Origin of the sequence: Streptomyces parvus (assembly GCF_032121415.1) — a bacterium.
GTDB lineage: Bacteria > Actinomycetota > Actinomycetes > Streptomycetales > Streptomycetaceae > Streptomyces > Streptomyces globisporus_A.
This window is the reverse complement of record NZ_CP135079.1, coordinates 1,469,388-1,488,785: the sequence shown is the minus strand read 5'-3', so window position 1 is coordinate 1,488,785 and position 19,398 is coordinate 1,469,388. Positions and strand designations below refer to the sequence as shown.

At 74.3% G+C, this 19,398-nt stretch carries 20 protein-coding genes; 18 read left to right on the top strand and 2 right to left on the bottom strand.

The window, feature by feature from the left end; all coding sequences use genetic code 11:
- Nucleotides 1-141: 141 nt before the first annotated feature.
- Nucleotides 142-1,743 (bottom strand): hypothetical protein, encoded by a 1,602-nt coding sequence (locus tag RNL97_RS07825; RefSeq protein ID WP_030583338.1) that lies wholly within the window; start codon nt 1,741-1,743, stop codon nt 142-144.
- A 221-nt stretch (nt 1,744-1,964) separates the two neighbouring features.
- Here RNL97_RS07825 and hisD point away from each other — a divergent pair, with 221 nt between their 5' ends.
- From hisD to RNL97_RS07770, 11 genes are all read left to right on the top strand, one after another.
- Complete coding sequence (gene hisD, locus RNL97_RS07820; RefSeq protein WP_313750512.1) at nt 1,965-3,287, top strand: histidinol dehydrogenase; 1,323 nt, start codon at nt 1,965-1,967, stop codon at nt 3,285-3,287.
- Nucleotides 3,284-4,414, top strand: coding sequence for a histidinol-phosphate transaminase (locus RNL97_RS07815; RefSeq protein ID WP_030583334.1), 1,131 nt, complete (start codon nt 3,284-3,286; stop codon nt 4,412-4,414). The genes hisD and RNL97_RS07815 overlap by 4 nt, the downstream gene beginning before the upstream one ends.
- Nucleotides 4,411-5,007, top strand: coding sequence for an imidazoleglycerol-phosphate dehydratase HisB (gene hisB, locus RNL97_RS07810; RefSeq protein WP_030583332.1), 597 nt, complete (start codon nt 4,411-4,413; stop codon nt 5,005-5,007). The genes RNL97_RS07815 and hisB overlap by 4 nt, the downstream gene beginning before the upstream one ends.
- The gene (locus RNL97_RS07805) at nt 5,004-5,171 is read left to right on the top strand and encodes a hypothetical protein (protein WP_003969742.1); all 168 of its coding nucleotides are present in this window, start codon (nt 5,004-5,006) and stop codon (nt 5,169-5,171) included. Before hisB ends, RNL97_RS07805 begins: the two co-directional genes overlap by 4 nt.
- A gap of 13 nt (nt 5,172-5,184) precedes the next feature.
- The gene (hisH, locus tag RNL97_RS07800) at nt 5,185-5,829 is read left to right on the top strand and encodes an imidazole glycerol phosphate synthase subunit HisH (RefSeq protein ID WP_030583330.1); all 645 of its coding nucleotides are present in this window, start codon (nt 5,185-5,187) and stop codon (nt 5,827-5,829) included.
- Nucleotides 5,829-6,554 (top strand): bifunctional 1-(5-phosphoribosyl)-5-((5-phosphoribosylamino)methylideneamino)imidazole-4-carboxamide isomerase/phosphoribosylanthranilate isomerase PriA, encoded by a 726-nt coding sequence (gene priA, locus RNL97_RS07795; protein WP_010064537.1) that lies wholly within the window; start codon nt 5,829-5,831, stop codon nt 6,552-6,554. Before hisH ends, priA begins: the two co-directional genes overlap by 1 nt.
- Nucleotides 6,551-6,964 carry a RidA family protein gene (locus tag RNL97_RS07790; RefSeq protein ID WP_030583327.1) on the top strand — a complete coding sequence of 138 codons (414 nt, stop codon included), beginning with the start codon at nt 6,551-6,553 and terminating at the stop codon, nt 6,962-6,964. The genes priA and RNL97_RS07790 overlap by 4 nt, the downstream gene beginning before the upstream one ends.
- Nucleotides 6,961-7,716, top strand: coding sequence for an imidazole glycerol phosphate synthase subunit HisF (gene hisF, locus RNL97_RS07785; RefSeq protein ID WP_030583323.1), 756 nt, complete (start codon nt 6,961-6,963; stop codon nt 7,714-7,716). The genes RNL97_RS07790 and hisF overlap by 4 nt, the downstream gene beginning before the upstream one ends.
- A gap of 198 nt (nt 7,717-7,914) precedes the next feature.
- A complete protein-coding gene (bdeA, locus tag RNL97_RS07780) occupies nt 7,915-8,865 on the top strand; it encodes a bis(hydroxyethyl) terephthalate hydrolase (RefSeq protein WP_030583320.1) in 951 nt (316 codons plus the stop codon).
- A 154-nt stretch (nt 8,866-9,019) separates the two neighbouring features.
- The gene (locus RNL97_RS07775) at nt 9,020-11,986 is read left to right on the top strand and encodes a helix-turn-helix transcriptional regulator (protein WP_243313790.1); all 2,967 of its coding nucleotides are present in this window, start codon (nt 9,020-9,022) and stop codon (nt 11,984-11,986) included.
- A gap of 194 nt (nt 11,987-12,180) precedes the next feature.
- Nucleotides 12,181-13,557, top strand: a complete 1,377-nt coding sequence (locus RNL97_RS07770) for a PucR family transcriptional regulator (protein WP_030583313.1) — start codon at nt 12,181-12,183, stop codon at nt 13,555-13,557.
- Between the two features lie 91 nt (nt 13,558-13,648).
- Here RNL97_RS07770 and RNL97_RS07765 read toward each other — a convergent pair whose 3' ends face one another.
- Nucleotides 13,649-14,281: a TIGR03085 family metal-binding protein gene (locus RNL97_RS07765; protein WP_030583310.1), complete on the bottom strand. Its 633-nt coding sequence runs from the start codon at nt 14,279-14,281 to the stop codon at nt 13,649-13,651.
- 84 nt (nt 14,282-14,365) lie between these two features.
- Between RNL97_RS07765 and hisI the strand changes: the two genes are divergently transcribed.
- The 7 genes from hisI (at nt 14,366) to trpM (ending at nt 19,368) form a co-directional block, all read left to right on the top strand.
- A complete protein-coding gene (gene hisI, locus RNL97_RS07760) occupies nt 14,366-14,740 on the top strand; it encodes a phosphoribosyl-AMP cyclohydrolase (protein WP_030583308.1) in 375 nt (124 codons plus the stop codon).
- A gap of 9 nt (nt 14,741-14,749) precedes the next feature.
- The gene (locus RNL97_RS07755) at nt 14,750-16,243 is read left to right on the top strand and encodes an anthranilate synthase component I (RefSeq protein WP_030583306.1); all 1,494 of its coding nucleotides are present in this window, start codon (nt 14,750-14,752) and stop codon (nt 16,241-16,243) included.
- A gap of 48 nt (nt 16,244-16,291) precedes the next feature.
- Nucleotides 16,292-16,966: a TIGR02234 family membrane protein gene (locus RNL97_RS07750; protein WP_030583304.1), complete on the top strand. Its 675-nt coding sequence runs from the start codon at nt 16,292-16,294 to the stop codon at nt 16,964-16,966.
- Between the two features lie 112 nt (nt 16,967-17,078).
- Nucleotides 17,079-17,330, top strand: coding sequence for an HGxxPAAW family protein (locus RNL97_RS07745; protein WP_313750511.1), 252 nt, complete (start codon nt 17,079-17,081; stop codon nt 17,328-17,330).
- A gap of 336 nt (nt 17,331-17,666) precedes the next feature.
- Nucleotides 17,667-18,173: a DUF2752 domain-containing protein gene (locus RNL97_RS07740; RefSeq protein WP_199814195.1), complete on the top strand. Its 507-nt coding sequence runs from the start codon at nt 17,667-17,669 to the stop codon at nt 18,171-18,173.
- 116 nt (nt 18,174-18,289) lie between these two features.
- A complete protein-coding gene (gene trpC, locus RNL97_RS07735) occupies nt 18,290-19,099 on the top strand; it encodes an indole-3-glycerol phosphate synthase TrpC (protein ID WP_010064524.1) in 810 nt (269 codons plus the stop codon).
- A gap of 17 nt (nt 19,100-19,116) precedes the next feature.
- Complete coding sequence (trpM, locus tag RNL97_RS07730) at nt 19,117-19,368, top strand: tryptophan biosynthesis modulator TrpM (RefSeq protein WP_078652032.1); 252 nt, start codon at nt 19,117-19,119, stop codon at nt 19,366-19,368.
- Nucleotides 19,369-19,398 lie beyond the last annotated feature (30 nt).

Here is a 19,398-nt window from a genome sequence, read left to right as displayed (position 1 = left end):
CGCCCGGGGGCCTCTTCCGTCCCGGTGACCCCGGGCGCGAGGGCCGCCGGGGCCGAGTCCCCGGCCGCTCGCGATCGTACGGTGACGCCTCCGGGAGCAGTCCCCGTACGGCATCCGGCCCCCTCCGCCCGGTCTCCCGGGTCAGCCTTTGCGCAGCATCCGGGACGCCCCCGCCGCCACCGTGGTGGCCAGAACCCATCCCACCAGCACCAGACCGGCCGCGGCCCACTGCCAGGCACCCTCCATCCGCCAGTAGCCGTCCTGTCCGAGGTTGATCACCGGGACCAGCAGATCCAGCGCGTACAGGGCCGGATTCCACTGCGGATGCTCCTCGCCCTTGATCGAGGGCGGGGCGTGCTGCGCGAACGCCGCCGTACCCGCCGCCCACAGCACCGCCATCCACACCGCGGCCCGCCCGGGCCGGTAGCCGTACGCCACCGTCCAGTCCTGCAGGTACCCCCATGCCTTCGCGGCGGGCGGCAGCGTCTCCCGGCGGCGGCGCTGCTTGGCGAGCAGCACCTCACGCGCGTCCGCGTCCTCCCCGCAGCTGCGCATCACCGTGGCCAGCCGCTCGTACGGCTCGGGGACGTACTCCGGGGTCGCGGCCTGCACCCACTCCAGCCGCCGGGAGAGCGGGAAGTGGCCGTAGGGGACGAGGTTCTCGTAGACGAAACCGCCCATCGCCAGCCCCCCGGGGCCCGGCCAGCTCGTCGACAGGTCGATCAGGGTCACCACCTTCGCGCCGTTCAGCACGACCCGCCCCTCCTCCGGGCGCTCCGCGTTGAACCGCAGCTCCGGCGTGACGATCCGGCGCAGCGACAGCTCCTCCTGCCGGGTCATCGTGAACCGGGCCTTGTGCAGGTCCACCGCGTCCCCGAACCGCCCGTCGTCCAGCCGCACCCCGCCCCTGCTCTCGAAGATCTGCGAGCGGGTGCCGCGCGCCGGGGTCGGGGCGTAGACCACGCCGTACGGGGGAGTGGTGCCCTGGTTCCCCGTGTCGACGCTCACCCACGCCTCGGTCATGTACAGCGTGCGCTCCACCGTCAGCTGCGGGGCGTTCAGCGCGCGCCGGTCCTCCGCGGCGCGCAGCCGGCTGCCGCGCAGGCTCAGCGAACCGCCCACCTTCGTCCCGCGCAGGCTCAGCTCGCCCAGCGTCTCGATCATCTCGGCCTGGAGATCCTGCGCGACCGCCATGCCGTCCCCGACGATGGCCCGCCCGTGCCGGTCCGGGCCCACGCTGAGCTGGTTGATCAGCAGGTCCGTGCCGATCTGGGCGTCGGTCAGCCGGATCCCCCGGTCGATCCGGCAGCGCGGCAGATGCAGATCGCCCTCGGTCTGCAGGCGCGCGGCCTCCAGCCGGGGCAGCGCGCAGCCCACCAGCCGCAGCGTCGTGAAGTGGCACTCGGGGAGCACCACCTCCTGCTCGAAGCGGCAGCCGGTCAGCTCCACGTACGGGGAGACCCGGCCGCCCGCCAGATCCAGCTTCCCGGTGATCCGCACCCCCCGGAGCTTCAGCGCCGCCACCCGGCCGGGCCGGGCGGGCGGGCCGTCCAGCAGCAGTCGCGCCACCGTGCGCGCGCCCACGCTCCGCTCGGGCCCCCACGTCTGCGGGGCGAACGGGTCGTTGCGGGTCGTGTCGTAGCTGCGTAAGTCGTAGGTGGTCCCGTTGCGGAAGGACTGCCACATGCCCAGCTCCGCTGCGCTGAGGCCGTCCGGGATGTCGCCTTCGTGCGGCTCGGTCACGGCCGCTCCCTCCGTGCACACATGCTCCGGCGCTGCCGCCATGCCCTCGTGGGCACACATGCCGTAGAGCCGTTATGCCCCTGTGTGACGCCGTGAAAGCCAGCGGTCAGCAGTGACGGCCGGACATGGCCGAGACACGTATCAGCCAGTGGTGCGGACGACCGGTATCAGCCAGTGATACGGGCGACCGACCGCCCGGGGCGGTCTGAGAGAATTGCCGTGTGATCTCTCGAATCGACCTGCGCGGCGCCGCCCTCCCCGAGGGTGGAGCCCTGCGCGACCTGCTGCCCCGTGCCGAGTTCGACGTGGAAGCCGCCCTGGAGACGGTGCGGCCCATCTGCGAGGACGTACGCCATCGTGGCTCCGCGGGAGTGATCGACTGGGGAGAGAAGCTCGACGGTGTCCGGATCGCGTCGGTCCGGGTGCCCGCCGAGGCCCTGACGAAGGCTCTTCAGGAGCTGGACCCGGCCGTGCGCGCCGCGCTGGAGGAGTCGATCCGCCGCGCCCGCCTCGTCCACCGCGAGCAGCGCCGCACCACGCACACCACCCAGGTCGTCCCCGGTGGCACCGTCACCGAGAAGTGGGTCCCCGTCGAGCGTGTCGGGCTCTACGTCCCCGGCGGCCGCTCGGTCTACCCCTCCTCCGTCGTGATGAACGTCGTCCCGGCCCAGGAGGCGGGCGTCGAGGGCGTCGCCGTCGCCTCCCCGCCGCAGAAGGACTTCGGCGGCCTCCCGCACCCCACGATCCTCGCCGCCTGCGCCCTGCTCGGCGTGGACGAGGTGTACGCGGCCGGTGGCGCCCAGGCGGTCGCGATGTTCGCGTACGGCACCGATGACTGCCCTCCGGTCAACCTGGTCACCGGCCCCGGCAACATCTACGTCGCCGCCGCCAAGCGCCTCCTCAAGGGCCGCATCGGCATCGACGCCGAGGCCGGGCCCACCGAGATCGCGATCCTCGCCGACGCCACCGCCGACCCGGTGCACGTGGCCGCCGACCTGATCAGCCAGGCCGAGCACGACCCGATGGCCGCCGCCGTCCTGGTCACCGACTCCGAGGAGCTGGCCGCCGCCACCGAGGCGGAGCTGGTCCCGCAGGTCGCCGCCACCAAGCACATCGCCGACCGCATCGAGCCCGCCCTTGCCGGCCGCCAGTCCGCGATCGTCCTGGTCGCCTCGGTCGAGGACGGCCTCAAGGTCGTCGACGCGTACGGCGCCGAGCACCTGGAGATCCAGACCGCCGACGCCGCCGCCGTCGCCGACCGGGTCCGCAACGCCGGAGCGATCTTCGTCGGCCCCTGGGCCCCGGTCTCGCTCGGCGACTACTGCGCCGGTTCCAACCACGTCCTGCCCACCGGCGGCTGCGCCTGCCACTCCTCGGGCCTCTCCGTGCAGTCCTTCCTGCGCGGCATCCACATCGTCGACTACACCCGCGACGCGCTCGCCGAGGTCACCCGCCATGTCGTGACCCTCGCCGAGGCGGAGGACCTCCCCGCCCACGGCGCAGCGCTCAAGGCAAGGTTCGGCTGGAAGGTCCCGCAGCAGTGACGAACGGCAGCACCACCCCCCGCAACCCCTGGGACGAGCTCCCCATCCGCGACGAACTGCGCGGCCAGTCCCCGTACGGAGCACCCCAGCTCGACGTCCCCGTACGCCTCAACACCAACGAGAACCCCTACCCGCTCCCCGAGGCACTGGTCGAGCGGATCGCCGAGCGGGTCCGCGAGGCCGCCCGCGGCCTCAACCGCTACCCCGACCGGGACGCCGTCGAGCTCCGCACCGAGCTGGCCCGCTACCTCACCCGGACCGCCGGACACGCGGTGACGGCCGCCAACGTCTGGGCCGCCAACGGCTCCAACGAGGTCCTCCAGCAGCTGCTGCAGACCTTCGGCGGGCCCGGCCGCACCGCGATCGGTTTCGAACCCTCGTACTCCATGCACGCCCTGATCTCCCGGGGCACCGGCACCGGCTGGATCTCCGGGCCGCGCAACGACGACTTCACCATCGACGTGGACGCCGCCCGCGCCGCCGTCGCCGAGCACCGGCCCGAGGTCGTCTTCATCACCTCGCCCAACAACCCCACCGGCACCGCCGTCGAGGCCGAGACCGTCCTCGCCCTGTACGACGCCGCCCAGGCAGCCGGGCCCTCGATCGTCGTCGTCGACGAGGCGTACGGCGAGTTCAGCCACCACCCCTCGCTGCTGCCGCTGATCGAGGGCCGCCGCAACCTGATCGTCTCCCGGACGATGTCCAAGGCGTTCGGCGCGGCCGGGCTGCGCCTCGGCTACCTCGCCGCCGACCCGGCCGTGGTCGACGCCGTCCAGCTGGTCCGGCTCCCGTACCACCTCTCCTCCGTCACCCAGGCCACCGCGCTCGCCGCCCTGGAGCACACCGATACGCTGCTGGGGTACGTCGCGCAGCTCAAGAGCGAGCGCGACCGGCTGGTGGCCGAGCTGCGCGCCATCGGCTACGAGGTCACCGACTCGGACGCCAACTTCGTCCAGTTCGGCCGCTTCGACGACAGCCACGCCGTCTGGCAGAGCATCCTCGACCGGGGCGTCCTGGTCCGGGACAACGGCGTACCGGGCTGGCTGCGGGTCACCGCGGGCACCCCGGCAGAGAACGACGCGTTCCTCGATGCGGTACGCGAACTCAAGAAGGAGCACGACGCATGAGCCCCCGCGTAGGCCGCGTGGAACGCACCACGAAGGAAACGTCCGTGCTCGTCGAGATCAACCTCGACGGCACCGGAAAGGTCGATGTCGCCACCGGGGTCGGCTTCTACGACCACATGCTCGACCAGCTCGGCCGCCACGGCCTCTTCGACCTCACGGTCAAGACCGAGGGCGACCTGCACATCGACAGCCACCACACCATCGAGGACACCGCCCTCGCGCTCGGCGCCGCCTTCAAGCAGGCCCTCGGCGACAAGGTCGGCATCTACCGCTTCGGCAACTGCACCGTCCCGCTGGACGAGTCGCTCGCCCAGGTCACCGTCGACCTCTCCGGCCGCCCCTACCTCGTGCACACCGAGCCCGAGAAGATGGCGCCGATGATCGGCGCGTACGACACGACGATGACCCGGCACATCCTGGAGTCCTTCGTCGCCCAGGCGCAGATCGCCCTGCACGTCCACGTCCCGTACGGGCGCAACGCGCACCACATCGTCGAGTGCCAGTTCAAGGCGCTCGCCCGCGCCCTGCGCTACGCCTCCGAGCACGACCCGCGCGCCGCCGGAATCCTGCCCTCCACGAAGGGCGCCCTGTGACCGGCCTCAACACCATCCTGATCGTCGTCGGCCTCTTCCTGGCCGGCGGCGTCTACTCCTTCGCCAAGCAGGGGATGCCCAAGGGCGTCATCGTGCTGCTGTCGATCGGCTCCGTGATGTGCCTGGTGGCGGGCATCCTGCGGATCCAGGGACTGTGGGACTGAGGACAGGTACGTCATGAGCGAGAACCAGAAGAAGGTCGTCGTCTTCGACTACGGCTTCGGCAACGTCCGGTCCGCCGAGCGGGCCCTCGCCCGCGTCGGCGCGGACGTCGAGATCACCCGCGACTACGACCGCGCGATGAACGCCGACGGGCTGCTCGTCCCCGGCGTCGGCGCGTTCTCCGCCTGCATGGACGGGCTGAAGCGGGCCCGCGGCGACTGGATCGTCGGCCGCCGGCTGGCCGGCGGCCGCCCCGTCATGGGCATCTGCGTCGGCATGCAGATCCTCTTCGAGCGCGGCATCGAGCACGGAGTGGAGACCGAGGGCCTGGACGAATGGCCCGGCACGGTCGGCCCCCTGAAGGCCGACGTCGTCCCGCACATGGGCTGGAACACCGTCGACGCCCCCGAGGACTCCCGGCTCTTCGCCGGCCTGGACCCCGAGGCCCGGTACTACTTCGTGCACTCCTACGCGGCGCACGACTGGACCCTCGAAGTCACCAACGCCAAGATCCGTGCGCCCAAGGTGACTTGGTCCACGCACGGCGAGCGGTTCGTGGCCGCCGTGGAGAACGGCGCGCTGTGGGCCACCCAGTTCCACCCCGAGAAGTCCGGCGATGCCGGCGCCCAGCTGCTGACCAACTGGATCGAGACGCTGTAATGCCGAAGCTTGAACTGCTCCCCGCCGTCGACGTCCGCGACGGCCAGGCCGTCCGCCTCGTCCACGGCGAGTCCGGCTCCGAGACCTCCTACGGCTCCCCGCTGGAGGCCGCCCTCGCCTGGCAGTCCGCCGGCGCCGAGTGGCTGCACCTCGTCGACCTGGACGCCGCCTTCGGCACAGGTGACAACCGCGCCCTGATCGCCGAGGTCGCCGGGGCCATGGACATCAAGGTCGAGCTGTCCGGCGGCATCCGCGACGACGCCTCGCTGGAGGCCGCGCTCGCCACCGGCTGCCGCCGCGTCAACCTCGGCACCGCCGCCCTGGAGACCCCCGAGTGGGTCGCCAAGGTCATCGCCGAGCACGGCGACAAGATCGCCGTCGGCCTCGACGTCCGCGGCACCACCCTGCGCGGCCGCGGCTGGACCCGCGACGGCGGCGACCTCTACGAGACCCTCGCCCGCCTCGACGCCGAGGGCTGCGCCCGCTACGTCGTCACCGACATCGCCAAGGACGGCACCCTGGAAGGCCCCAACCTCGGCCTCCTGCGCGACGTCTGCGCCGTCACCGACCGCCCGGTCGTCGCCTCCGGCGGAGTCTCGTCCCTGGACGACCTCCGTGCCATCTCCCTCCTCGTCCCCGAAGGCGTCGAGGGCGCGATCGTCGGCAAGGCGCTGTACGCGAAGGCGTTCACGCTGGAAGAGGCGCTCAAGGCGGTCGCCGCATGACGGACGCCGCCCCGGCCGCCGGTGTGCGCCGGATCTCCACCGGCGCCCCCTGGGAGGAGAAGTTCGGTTACTCGCGCGCCGTCGAGCTCCCGGGCGGGCTCGTCCTGGTCGCCGGCTGCACCTCCGTCGTCAACGGCCAGATCTCCGCGGGCTCCCCGTACGAGCAGGCCGTCACCGCCTTCGACGTCGCCTTCGCGGCGCTGGAGCAGGTGGGCCTGGGGCGCGAGGACGTCGTCCGCACCCGGATGTACATCACGCACGCCCGGGACGTGGACGAGGTCGGCCGCGCCCACAAGGAGCTGTTCGACGCCGTACGCCCCGCCGCCTCGATGATCATCGTGTCCGGTTTCGTGGACCCGAGCCTGGTCGTCGAGGTCGAGGTCGAGGCCTACCGAGGAGGCGCGAAGTGACTCTCGCCGTACGGGTCATCCCCTGCCTCGACGTCGACAACGGCCGGGTCGTCAAGGGCGTCAACTTCCAGAACCTGCGCGACGCCGGGGACCCCGTCGAGATGGCCAAGCTGTACGACGCCGAGGGCGCCGACGAGCTGACCTTCCTCGACATCACCGCCTCCAGCGGCGACCGTGAGACGACGTACGACGTGGTCCGCCGCACCGCCGAGCAGGTCTTCATCCCGCTCACCGTCGGCGGCGGCGTCCGCACCCCGGAGGACGTCGACAAGCTGCTGCGCGCCGGGGCGGACAAGGTCGGCGTCAACACCGCCGCCATCGCCCGCCCCGACCTCATCCGCGAGATCGCCGAACGCTTCGGACGCCAGGTCCTGGTGCTCTCGGTCGATGCCCGCCGTACCCCTCGGGGCACGTTCGAGGTCACCACGCACGGCGGCCGCAAGGGCACCGGCGTCGACGCCGTCGAATGGGCCCACCGGGCCGCCGAGCTGGGCGCGGGCGAGATCCTGCTCAACTCGATGGACGCCGACGGCACCAAGGACGGCTACGACACCGAGATGATCGAGGCGGTCCGGCGGCACGTCACCGTGCCCGTCATCGCCTCCGGCGGCGCGGGCCGGCTCGCCGACTTCGCCCCGGCGATCGAGGCAGGGGCCGACGCGGTGCTCGCCGCGTCGGTCTTCCACTTCGGCGACCTGCGGATCTCCGAGGTCAAAGGCGCGCTGCGGGACGCGGGGCACCCGGTCCGCTGAAGCCCGAGTGAGCACTACGGCGGTATCACCGGTCTGCCGAGACCGGTGATACCGCCGATGCGTACCCCCGGGACGCGGGGTGAGAGTGGCGACCGCCGACGGACGACGTCGGCAGCCACGCGGTGCACCCCGGCCCCCGGACGACGGGCCCGCGGGTCTCGCGTGGTGTGGTTCCGCCACCACCGAGAGGATCCCCCCGTGCAGCAGCACCTCCCCTCCGGCACCATCCCCCCGCGCCCTTCCCGCCCGAGCCGCTCCGGTACGTTCACGGGTCGCTCCCGTAGGCTGACGGGTCTGGCGACCGCCTGTGCGGCCACCGCCGGTCTCCTGATGACCGCCCTGGTCCCGGGCGCCCAGGCCGCCGACAACCCCTACGAGCGCGGCCCGGCCCCCACCAACGCCTCCATCGAGGCGAGCCGGGGTTCGTACGCCACCTCCCAGACCTCTGTCTCCTCGCTCGCCGTGAGCGGATTCGGCGGCGGCACGATCTACTACCCGACGTCCACCGCCGACGGCACCTTCGGCGCGGTCGTCATCTCGCCGGGCTTCACCGCCTACGAGTCCTCCATCGCCTGGCTCGGACCGCGTCTGGCCTCCCAGGGCTTCGTCGTCTTCACCATCGACACCAACACCACGCTCGACCAGCCCGACAGCCGGGGCCGCCAACTTCTCGCCGCCCTGGACTACCTGACCCAGCGCAGCTCGGTACGGACACGGGTCGACGCCGGACGCCTCGGCGTGATGGGCCACTCGATGGGCGGCGGCGGCACCCTGGAGGCCGCCAAGAGCCGTACGTCGCTGAAGGCGGCGATACCGCTGACCGGCTGGAACACCGACAAGACCTGGCCCGAACTGCGCACGCCCACCCTCGTGGTGGGGGCGGACGGCGACAGCGTCGCCCCGGTCGCCACGCACTCCGAGCCGTTCTACGAGTCGCTGCCCGGCTCCCTGGACAAGGCGTACCTGGAGCTGCGCGGCGCCTCGCACTTCACGCCGAACACCTCCGACACGACCATCGCCAAGTACAGCATCTCCTGGCTGAAGCGATTCATCGACAATGACACCCGCTACGAGCAGTTCCTCTGCCCGCTTCCGCGGCCGAGCCTGACCATCGCGGAGTACCGGGGGAACTGCCCGCACACCGCGTAGCGCGAGGCGATCCGCCCCTGGCGCCCCTGCCGCGCTGTGCCGGAGCACAGCGCGGCAGGGCTCCGGGTGGGAGCCCGCACCGCACCGGGCGGTTCCCGGACGGGAGCCGGACGCGGTGCTTCCTCCCTCGCCGACGGATACGTACCGTGCCGGTGTGACCCCATCGACGACCGTGCGCAGTCCGCTCCGGCTGTACGGCCGGGATGACGAACTCGCCACCCTCGGGAACCTGCTGGCGTTGTCACGGCGAGGTGAGGGGGGTGCGCTGGTGGTGGCGGCGCCGCCCGGTCTCGGCCGTACGGCACTGCTGTGCGCGGCGGCCGAGGCGCACCGGGCCCGAGGCCCCGTGCTGTGGGCCATGGCCGCCTCGGCCGAACGTGCCGTGCCCTACAGCGGCCTGGGCGCCCTGCTCGGCGTGGGTCCGGCCGGGGCTTCGCCGGCCGCTCCACCCACCGGCATCACGCCCGACGCCCTGGCCGGCCGGCTGCGGGAGTTCGCCGACGGCGGGCCGCTGCTGGTCTGCGTCGACGACGCGCACGCCTGGGATGCGGCGTCGCGGGCCGCCCTCGCCTTCGTGGCCCGCAGGCCGGGTGCGGGCAGCGGGATCGCCTTTCTCCTCTCGGCCTCCGACGGCACCGCCTTCGCCGGACTGCCCACCCTGCATCTCGCGCCCCTGGGCGAGGTGGCGGCCTCGGCGCTCCTGGACCGGCTGACATCCGGCTCGGAGGGGCTCGACCCGGTGGTACGCGCCGAACTCCTCCGCGAGGCGGGCGGAAACCCCCGGCTGCTGGCCGGGCTCACCGGCCGGCTCACCCCGGACCAACTCGCCGGACGCACCCCGCTGCCCTGGCCGCTGCCCGGCGGCGAAGCGGTGCTGTCCGCCCACGCCGAACGCCTCGACGACCTTCCGGACCGGACCCGCGCCCTGCTCCTGCTCGCCGCGGCGGCCCAGGAGCACGAGCCGGAGGGCGCTGGGGCGGACGCGCTGCTCCTGATGCGCACAGGCACCCGCGCCGGGCTGCCCCGGGTCTTCCTGGACCGAGCCCTGTTCGACGGCACCGGTACCGGCGGCCTTCTCCAGCGATCCGGCAGCCGCGTCCACTTCGCCCACCCCCTCGCCGCCCGTGCCGTGCTCCACCACGCCCCCTGGGCCCGCCGCAGAGCCGCCCACGAACTGCTCGCCACCCTGTTGGCGGAGGCCGGCGACCGGGACGGGGCGGACGATGCGCCGGCCCGGGACGGGCAGGGCTTCCCGGACGCCCCGCCCGCCCGCACCGCGCGAACCACCACCGCGCCCCCGGCCCTCCCGCTCGCCGCCCTCGTCCAGCGGGCCTGCGCCGCCTCCGGGCCGGACGCGGCGCTGGCGGACGGGCTCGAAGCGGCCGCCGTCGCCCCCGTCGCGCACGCCGCGCGCTCCGCGGCCCTGGCCCGCGCCGCCCTGCTCTCCACCGGGCCGGCCCTGCGCGCAGCCCGGTTCGCCGCGGCGGCCGAGCAGGCGCGGCTGGCGGGCGACCCGCCCTTGGCCCGTGCCCTGCTGGCCAGAACCGGGCCCCGCACGGCCGAAGCGGACCCGGCCGCCCAGCCCCGCGCGGTGGGCGGGGCCGTCGAGCCCCGCGAGGCGGGTCCGCCCACCGGCCCCGCCCCCGCGGATCCGGTGACCGCCCCTGTCGACGCCGGCGCCGCCACCGACCCCGCACCGGGTCTCGCCCCCTACGTGCACGGCATGCTGGCCCTCCGGTCCGGGCCCGTGGCCGACGCCCACGAAGCCCTGCTCGCCGCGGCAGCGCTTCTGGCACCGCACGATCACCGCCGGGCGCTCGACGCCCTCCTCGGTGCGGCCGAGGCCGCCTGGGCGGCGGGAGACGCCCTCGGCTACCTCGACGCCATGAACCGCCTCGCCCGCAACCCCGCGGACGAGGGCCTGGAGCACTACCGGGCCGGCATGAGCGGTGTACTCGAAGGCCGCACCGCCGAAGGGCACGCCCGCCTCCGCCGTTGCCTCGCCCCCGGCGGGGACCCCGGCGACCCGGCCGCGCTGCTCCGGGCCGGTGTCGCGGCCCTGGTCCTCGGCGACATCGCCGCAGCCTGCCGCGCGGGCGCCCGCGCGCTCGCCGCCGTACGGACCAAAGGCCCCGACGCGCTGCTGCCCCAGGCGCTCGAACACCTCGCCTACGCCGAGCTGCGGGCCGGCCGGCACGCCGGTGCGCGGGCCCATGCCCTGGAGGGGCTGCATGCCGCCCGGCGTACGGGGCAGCCCAACAGTTCCGCCCATCTGCACGCCGTGCTCGCCCTCGCCGCTTCCGTGGAAGGGCCCGCCGAGGCGTGTGCCGCGCACGGGGACGCCGCGCTGGCCGGGGCGGGCCCGCACGGGCTGGTCCAGGCCGCCACCCTCGCCACCTGGGCCCGGGCCCGGGCGGACCTGGCCGCCGGGCGGCCGGGCGAGGCGGCCGCCCGGCTGGCCCCCCTCGTCAAGGCCGGGCCTGGCCGGGGCCACTTCGCCACCCGGACGCTCGCCGTGCCCTGCTGGGTCGAGGCCGCCGTGCTGGACGGACGACTTCCCGAGGAGTCCCGCGCACTCCACGCCGCCGTCGACGAGTTCGCGCTCTGGGCCGCCCGGGCAGCCGACCCGGGCGCCCCCGCCCAGCTGGCCCGCTGCCGTGCCCTCCTTGCCCCAGCCGACGAAGCCGATGCCCGCTACTCCGAGGCACTGGCCCACCACGAAGAGGCCGGCGGCGAGTTCGAACAGGCGCGCACCCGGCTGCTGTACGGGCAGTGGCTGCGCCGCCGTCGGCGTACCCGCGAGGCCCGCGGCCCCCTGCGCGACGCCCTGGTCGGCTTCCAGCGCTGCTCGGCCCGCGCCTGGGCGGACCGGACCGCCGGGGAACTGCGGGCGGCGGGGGAGCCGGCCGGAGCCCGGCCCGACCGGGCGGGCGACCCGTTGGCGGCGCTCACCCCCCAGCAGCAGCGCATCGCCCGCTGCGTCGCCGAGGGGGCCACCAACCGCGAAGTGGCGCTTCGGCTCTCGCTCAGTCCGCGCACGGTCGACCACCACCTCCGTAACGTCTTCGCCGCCCTCTCCATCCGCTCCCGCACCGAACTGGCCCGGCTGCTGAGCCCCTGAACCCCGCCAGGGCCGCTCCACGGCCGGGAGGTTGCGAGACCGTGATGACGAGTTCCGCGCAGACCTCTAGGTACCGACTGGGCGGTATGTCATTCTGCGGGCGTCAGGATCGTCTCGCCGCGCTCGCGCCCCTGCCGGGCCGGTGCGCCGGGCCGGCCGCTCGCGCGGCCGGCCGATTCCCGGTGGAGGCCGCCATGCCACAGGTCGTACGTTCGCGGATCGGGGCGCTGCACGGCCGCTCCCCGGTGCCGCCGTTGCCGCACCGCTTCCGGTCCCTGGCCGACCGCGAGGCCGTCGAGGTGCTGCACCGGGCCGCCCGGGTCCTCGTCGCGTCACTGCCCGCCCTCACCGACCGGCTCGTCGAGGCCCTGTACGCCCAGGAGCCCGCCTACCGGGCGGCGATCGACTCCGACCGGGCCGAGGTCTGGCAGGAGGTCCACCACTCGCTGCGGCACAACGTCGGCTCGCTGATCCAGCCCCGCGAGTTCCGGGAGCCGGCCCACCGCACCTCCCGCTGGATCGGCGAGATCCGCGCCGAGCAGGGCGTACCGCTCGACGCCGTCCTGCACGCCTTCCGCATGGGCGGCGCGATGGTCTGGCAGGACCTCGTGGACGAGACCGCCCGGCGCGACCCCGACGACATCCGGCTGCTCGTCCATGTCGCCGCCGATGTGTGGAACTTCGTCGACGAGCACTGCGGGGTCGTCGCGGACGCCTACCGGCAGGCCGAGCGGCGGCTCTCCTGGCGGCGCGAGAACCGCCAGCGGCTGATGGTCGCCGCCCTGCTCGACGGCACCGCCCGGATCGCGGACCTGGCCGAGGCGGCGGAGATGCTGGGGCTGCCGGAGCAGGGCCGGTACGCGGTGCTCGCGGTGGCCGGAGGGCGGCGGAGCGGGGCGGGGGCCGGTGGTGTGAGCGGGGCGGGAGGCGTCCCGCACGGGCCGGCCTCCGGCGTCGCGAGCGGGGCAGAGGCCGTCCGGCAAGGGCCGGGGTGCACAGCTCCACCGCCGGTGGTACTGCCCGCCGCACCTCCGGGAGCGACGGCGCTCTGGCACCCGGGCCCGGACGCCGAGTTCGCGATCCTGCCGCTGGCCGGCCCGCCCGGCGAGCTGAGCGAACTGGCCGCCGCGCTGGACGTACCGGCCGGGACCCGGGCCGGGATCGGCTCGGCCGTCGAGGGCCTGGCCGCCCTCGGTGACGCCCGGCGGCTGGCGGAGACCGCACTGCGGGCCTGCCCTGCCTCCGGGGGGACCGTCCTGCTCGACGAGCACCTCCCGGACGCCCTGGTCGTGTCGTCCCCGGCGCTCGCCGGCGCGCTCGCCGACCGGGTGCTGGGCCCGTTGGACCGGCTGGACCCCGCCGACCGCGACGTCATCGTGGAGACCCTCACCGCCTGGCTGGACGCGGACGGCTCGGCGCAGCGGGCAGGGGCCCGGCTCTACTGCCACCGCAACACGGTCCTCAACCGCCTCCGCCGCTTCGAACAGCTCACCGGTCGCTGCCTCACCCGCCCCCGGGACGCGGTCGAGGTCTCGCTCGCCCTGGCGGCGCGGCGGCTGCTCGGCACCTGAGGCACCCCGACCGTCCGACACCCGAACCGGCCGGGGCCGCCGCCCCCGGCCGGACGCCCGCAGGACCGCCGGTCCCGTCACGCGCCCCGCATCACATCCCCAGCTCGGCCTTCCGCAGCCGCTCCACCGCCGCCTCGTCGCCCTCCACCCGCACGTCCGCCGAGTCCTGTCGGCCGAACGCGTACAGCAGCAGCTCGGCCGGCTCCCCGGTCACCGTCACCACCGGGGTGCCCTTGTGGGCCACCGCCGTCCGGCCGTCCGGGCGGCGCAGCACCAGCCCCACCGGGGACCTGCGGCCCAGCAGGCGGGAGCTCTTCTCGGTGTGGGACCAGAGCACATCGGCGAAGACCGGGTCCAGCTCGCGGCGCGACCAGTCGGGCTGGGCCCGCCGCACATCTTCCGCGTGGACGAAGAACTCGACCGTGTTGGCCGCCTCGTCGATCTGCTTGAGGGCCATCGGGGAGAACCGGGGCGGGCCGGTGCGGATCAGCTGGATCAGTTCCTCGTACGGCTTCGCCGCGAACTCGGCCTGCACCCGTTCCAGCCGGGCCTTGAGCGCACTCACCAGCAGCCCGCCCGCCGCGTCCGCGCGGCGTTCGCGGACCACCACGTGGGCGGCCAGGTCGCGGGTCTTCCAGCCGTCGCACAGGGTCAGGGCCTCGGGACCGGCCGCTTCCAACAGATCGGCGAGCAGAAGACGTTCACGCTTCGCATGGGTCGACATGCCCGCCAGCGTACGACCGTCACCCCGGGTCCGCCCAGTGGACGTCCGGCCGGGAAACGCCCGGCGCCACGGCACAATGGCCCCATGACCAGCACGCCCGACCCCACCACGCCCGCCGGCAACCTCGACCCCGCCGTCGCCGCCCGCCTCAAGCGCGGCCCCGACGGCCTGGTCCCGGCCATCGCCCAGCAGTACGACACCGGTGAGGTGCTGATGCTCGGCTGGATGGACGACGAGGCGCTGCACCGCACCCTCACCACGGGCCGCTGCACCTACTGGTCGCGCAGCCGCCAGGAGTACTGGGTCAAGGGCGACACCTCGGGCCACGTCCAGCACGTGAAGTCGGTCGCCCTGGACTGCGACGCCGACACCGTCCTCGTCAAGGTCGACCAGACCGGCGCCGCGTGCCACACGGGCGACCGCACCTGCTTCGACGCCGATGTCCTTCTCGACAGCTAAGGTCCGGCCATGGATCTCGACACCTTCCGCAAGCTGGCCGTCGACCGGCGCGTCGTCCCCGTCAGCCGCCGCCTCCTCGCGGACGGCGACACCCCGGTCGGCCTGTACCGCAAGCTCGCCGCCGAACGCCCCGGCACCTTCCTGCTGGAGTCCGCCGAGAACGGCCGCACCTGGTCGCGCTACTCCTTCATCGGCGTCCGCAGCGACGCCACCCTCACCACCCGCGACGGCGAGGCCCACTGGCTGGGCACCCCGCCCGTCGGCGTCCCCGCGGCCGGGGACCCGCTGGACGCGCTGCGGGCCACCGTCGAGACCCTGCACACCCCGCGCGACCTGGTCGTGGACGAGGGCCTCCCGCCGTTCACCGGCGGCATGGTCGGCTACCTCGGCTACGACGTCGTGCGCCGCCTGGAGAAGATCGGCGAGCACGGCGGCGACGACCTGAAGCTGCCCGAGCTGACCATGCTCCTCACCTCGGACCTCGCCGTCCTCGACCACCAGAACGGCACCGTCCTGCTGATCGCCAACGCGATCAACCACAACGACCTCGCCACCGGCGTCGACGAGGCCCACGCGGACGCCGTCGCCCGCCTCGACGCGATGGAGCGCGATCTGCGCCGGCCGGTCGAGAACGCTCCCGCCGTCCTGCCCCCGTCCGAGCTGCCCCCGTACACCGCACTGTGGGGCGGCGAGGCCTACCAGGACGCCGTGGACGACATCAAGGAGCGCATCCGGGCGGGCGAGGCCTTCCAGGTCGTCCCCTCCCAGCGCTTCGAGACGCCCTGCACGGCGAGCGCCCTGGACGTCTACCGGGTCCTGCGGGCCACCAACCCGTCCCCGTACATGTACCTCTTGCGCTTCGACGGGTTCGACGTCGTCGGCTCCAGCCCCGAGGCCCTCGTCAAGGTCGAGGACGGGCGGGCCATGGTCCACCCGATCGCCGGAACCCGGCACCGCGGCACCACCCCGCAGGAGGACCAGGCGCTCGCCGAGGAACTGCTCGCCGACCCCAAGGAGCGCGCCGAGCACCTGATGCTCGTCGACCTCGGCCGCAACGACCTGGGCCGGGTCTGCGAACCGGGCAGCGTCGAGGTCGTCGACTTCATGTCCATCGAGCGCTACTCCCACGTGATGCACATCGTCTCCACCGTCACCGGCCGCGTCACCGAGGACCGCACCGCCTTCGACGTGCTCACCGCCTGCTTCCCCGCGGGCACCCTCTCCGGCGCCCCCAAGCCCCGCGCCATGCAGATCATCGAGGAGCTGGAGCCGAGCCGCCGCGGACTGTACGGGGGCTGCGTCGGCTACCTCGACTTCGCCGGGGACTCCGACACCGCCATCGCCATCCGGACCGCCCTCCTGCGCGACGGCACCGCGTACGTCCAGGCCGGAGCGGGCGTCGTCGCCGACTCCGACCCGGTCGCCGAGGACACCGAATGCCGCAACAAGGCGGCGGCCGTGCTCCGCGCCGTCCATACGGCGAACCGGCTCCACGGCCGCTGAGCCGCTGACGGCCGACCGGCTCCACGGGCGTCGGGGCGGTAGGGGATAGTGGAGGGCGTGAGTGCTGTTCCCGTACCCCAGCCCCGTGCCCGCACCGCGGACTCCGCGTCCGGCGCCGCGCCCGACTCCGCGGGGAGTCGCCGCTCCCTCGCGGCCGGTCTGCTCCTGGGCGCGGTGGGCGCTACCGTCGTCCTCCTCGCCTCCGGGCAGACCTGGGCCGAGGGCCAGGCGGCCACCGGCGGCGGCGCGCTGCCGCTGACCGCCGACGGCCGGGACGTCACGGGCGCCCCCGCCGCCCTCGCCATCGTCGGGCTCGCCGCCCTCGTCGCCGTCTTCGCCGTACGCGGCGCGGGCCGCCGGATCGTCGCCGCGCTCCTGGCCCTCAGCGGCCTCGGCGCCACCCTCAGCGCCTGGGCCGGCGCCTCCGACAGCACGGCCCTCGACGAGGAGGCGGCCAGGACCACCGGTGACGCGGCGGCCACCATCCACGCCCTCAGCCACACCGCCTGGCCCTACGTCACCGCCGCCGGCGGCCTGCTGATCCTGCTGGCCGGGCTCCTCGCCCTGCGCTACGGCAGCCGCTGGCCCGCCATGTCGGGAAAGTACGAGCGCGACGGCACTCCCCGCCCCGGCAAGGCGCCCCGCACCGCCCCCGACCCGGACCGGCCCGAGGACCTGTGGAAGGCCCTGGACCGAGGCGAGGACCCGACGCGCGAGGCGTGACCCCAGGCTCACCCCCGGCAGCCCCGTACGGGACAATGGAACCGAGCCGTCCCCCGAGCGGCGGCCCCATCTACCGCGTCACCCACAGCGCAACACCAACGAGGAGTAACTCATGGCGGGCACGAGCCACGGACACACCCCGGCCGCCTGGACCGGTGCCATCATCACGTTGATCGGCTTCTGCGTCGCAGGCGTCTTCATGGTCGCGGCCAACCCGCTCGGTTTCTGGGTCGGCGTCGCCGTGATCTTCGGCGGCGGACTCGTGGGCCTCGCCATGCGGGCAGCCGGGCTCGGCGCGCAGAAGGAGTCGGCCGAGATGGTCGAGGCCAGGGCGAGTGCCGGACGGGCGCAGACCTCCCACTGATCCGGCCGCCGGACCGTCCCGGCGACCGACACGCAGACAGGCGCAGCCCCCGTGGGGCTGCGCCTTTTCGCGTCGGCGGGGGACAATCGGCGGGTGGACGCCTCGCCTACCCCCGCCGCAGCCCAGCCCCCGGACCCCGACCCCCAGGGCGCCGGCCCCTGGAACATGCCCCTCACGGTCTGCCCGACCCCGGAAACGGCAGTGCCCGCCCCCCAAGCCCGCCCGGCACCCGAGGCCGAAGCTCCCGCCCTTCCAGCCCGTCCGGCGTTTGAGGACGGAACCCTCGGCGGGGAGAGCCCGGAGGCCACAGGGCCCGTGGGCGAAGGAGCCTCGCAGGTGCACGGACCCCACGGCGCCGGTTCCGTCCTCAAACGCCGGACGGGCTGGGTAGGCAACCTTGAGCGCCGGAAAGACCAGGTGGGCCAGCCGGGCCAGGTGGGCCGGTCGGGCCGGGTGCGTCGGCTTGGCACGCCCCTCGGGATCATCGCCGCCGTCACCGGCGCCTTCGCCTACGTCGGCACCGTCGACCCCAACGAGCCCGGCCACTACCCCGTCTGCCCCCTGCTCAAGCTGACCGGCGTGTTCTGCCCCGGCTGCGGCGGACTCCGCAGCGCCCACGCCTTCGTCACCGGCGACCTCGGCGCGGCGTTCTCCGCCAACGCGATCGCCACCGCCGGCTACTTCCTCTTCGCCGCCGTCTGGGTCCTCTGGCTGGTGAGGGCCTGGCGCGGACAGCCCCTGCGGATCGCCCTGGCACCCGCCTGGTGGTGGGGCGTGGGCGCCGTCCTGCTGGTCTTCACCGTCGTCCGGAATCTGCCGTTCGGCTCGGCGCTGGCCCCCTGAAATGCCCAGGTAATGGGACGCGGCGTGGCCGGATGCGAGCCCTGGACGTTCCTGCGGATACCATCGGTACGGCTGATCCTGTTCCCTCATCACCGTTCCGGAAGGGGGCCGCTCGCGTGAGTGTGCTCGACGAGATCATCGACGGCGTTCGCGCCGACCTCGCGGAGCGGCAGGCGCGCGTCAGCCTCGACGAGCTGAAGGAGCGCGCCGCCCGCGCCCCCCAGGCCAAGGACGGAGTCGCCGCCCTGCGCGGCGAGGGCGTCACCGTCATCTGCGAGGTCAAGCGCTCGTCGCCCTCCAAGGGGGCCCTGGCCGCCATCGCCGACCCGGCCGCGCTCGCCGCGGACTACGAGGCCGGCGGCGCGTCCGTCATCTCGGTCCTCACCGAGGAGCGCCGCTTCGGCGGCTCGCTCGCCGACCTGGAGGCCGTCCGCGCCAAGGTCGACACGCCGATCCTGCGCAAGGACTTCATCGTCACCTCGTACCAGCTGTGGGAGGCCCGCGCCTACGGCGCCGACCTCGCCCTGCTGATCGTCGCCGCCCTCGACCAGGAGGCCCTGGTCTCCCTCATCGAGCGCGCCGAGTCGATCGGGCTCACCCCGCTCGTCGAGGCGCACGACGAGGAGGAGGCGGAGCGCGCCGTGGACGCCGGAGCCAAGATCATCGGTGTCAACGCGCGCAACCTGAAGGACCTCAAGGTCGACCGCTCCACCTTCGAGCGCGTCGCACCCGAGATCCCCGACCACATCGTCAAGGTCGCCGAGTCCGGTGTCCGCGGCCCGCACGACCTGATCGCGTACGCCAACGCCGGCGCCGACGCCGTCCTGGTCGGCGAGTCCCTGGTCACCGGCCGCGACCCGCGCGCCGCCGTCGCCGACCTCGTCGCCGCGGGCGCCCACCCGGCGCTGCGCCACGGCCGCGGCTGACCGGGGGACCGACGACGATGACCGACCGTCCCGTGCCCCGTTCCCGCCCGGGCCTCGCCCCGGCCGGGGCCTCGGCGCGGGACCCGTACGCCCCGCCGGCGCGCGGCTGCCGCCACCACCCCCAACCCCGGCGCTGCGCGCCGCCCTTCTGGCACCGTGGCTGCCGCGCCCCCGCCCGGCGCGTGCACGGACGGCGTGTGCGGTACGTCATCGGGGACGAGCCGGGCCAGGTCAACGGCATGCGATGGCGCCCGGGGTCCGCGCAGTAGGCGAGCCCCGGCCGACGTACCGCACCACCC

Bases quoted from the DNA above. Each gene is read 5' to 3' on its own strand.
- hisB (WP_030583332.1), top strand. From the start codon at position 4,411: ATGAGCCCCCGCGTAGGCCGCGTGGAACGCACCACGAAGGAAACGTCC.
- hisH (WP_030583330.1), top strand. From the start codon at position 5,185: ATGAGCGAGAACCAGAAGAAGGTCGTCGTCTTCGACTACGGCTTCGGC.
- priA (WP_010064537.1), top strand. From the start codon at position 5,829: ATGCCGAAGCTTGAACTGCTCCCCGCCGTCGACGTCCGCGACGGCCAG.
- RNL97_RS07790 (WP_030583327.1), top strand. From the start codon at position 6,551: ATGACGGACGCCGCCCCGGCCGCCGGTGTGCGCCGGATCTCCACCGGC.
- RNL97_RS07770 (WP_030583313.1), top strand. From the start codon at position 12,181: ATGCCACAGGTCGTACGTTCGCGGATCGGGGCGCTGCACGGCCGCTCC.
- RNL97_RS07765 (WP_030583310.1), bottom strand. From the start codon at position 14,281: ATGTCGACCCATGCGAAGCGTGAACGTCTTCTGCTCGCCGATCTGTTG.
- hisI (WP_030583308.1), top strand. From the start codon at position 14,366: ATGACCAGCACGCCCGACCCCACCACGCCCGCCGGCAACCTCGACCCC.
- RNL97_RS07755 (WP_030583306.1), top strand. From the start codon at position 14,750: ATGGATCTCGACACCTTCCGCAAGCTGGCCGTCGACCGGCGCGTCGTC.
- RNL97_RS07745 (WP_313750511.1), top strand. From the start codon at position 17,079: ATGGCGGGCACGAGCCACGGACACACCCCGGCCGCCTGGACCGGTGCC.
- trpM (WP_078652032.1), top strand. From the start codon at position 19,117: ATGACCGACCGTCCCGTGCCCCGTTCCCGCCCGGGCCTCGCCCCGGCC.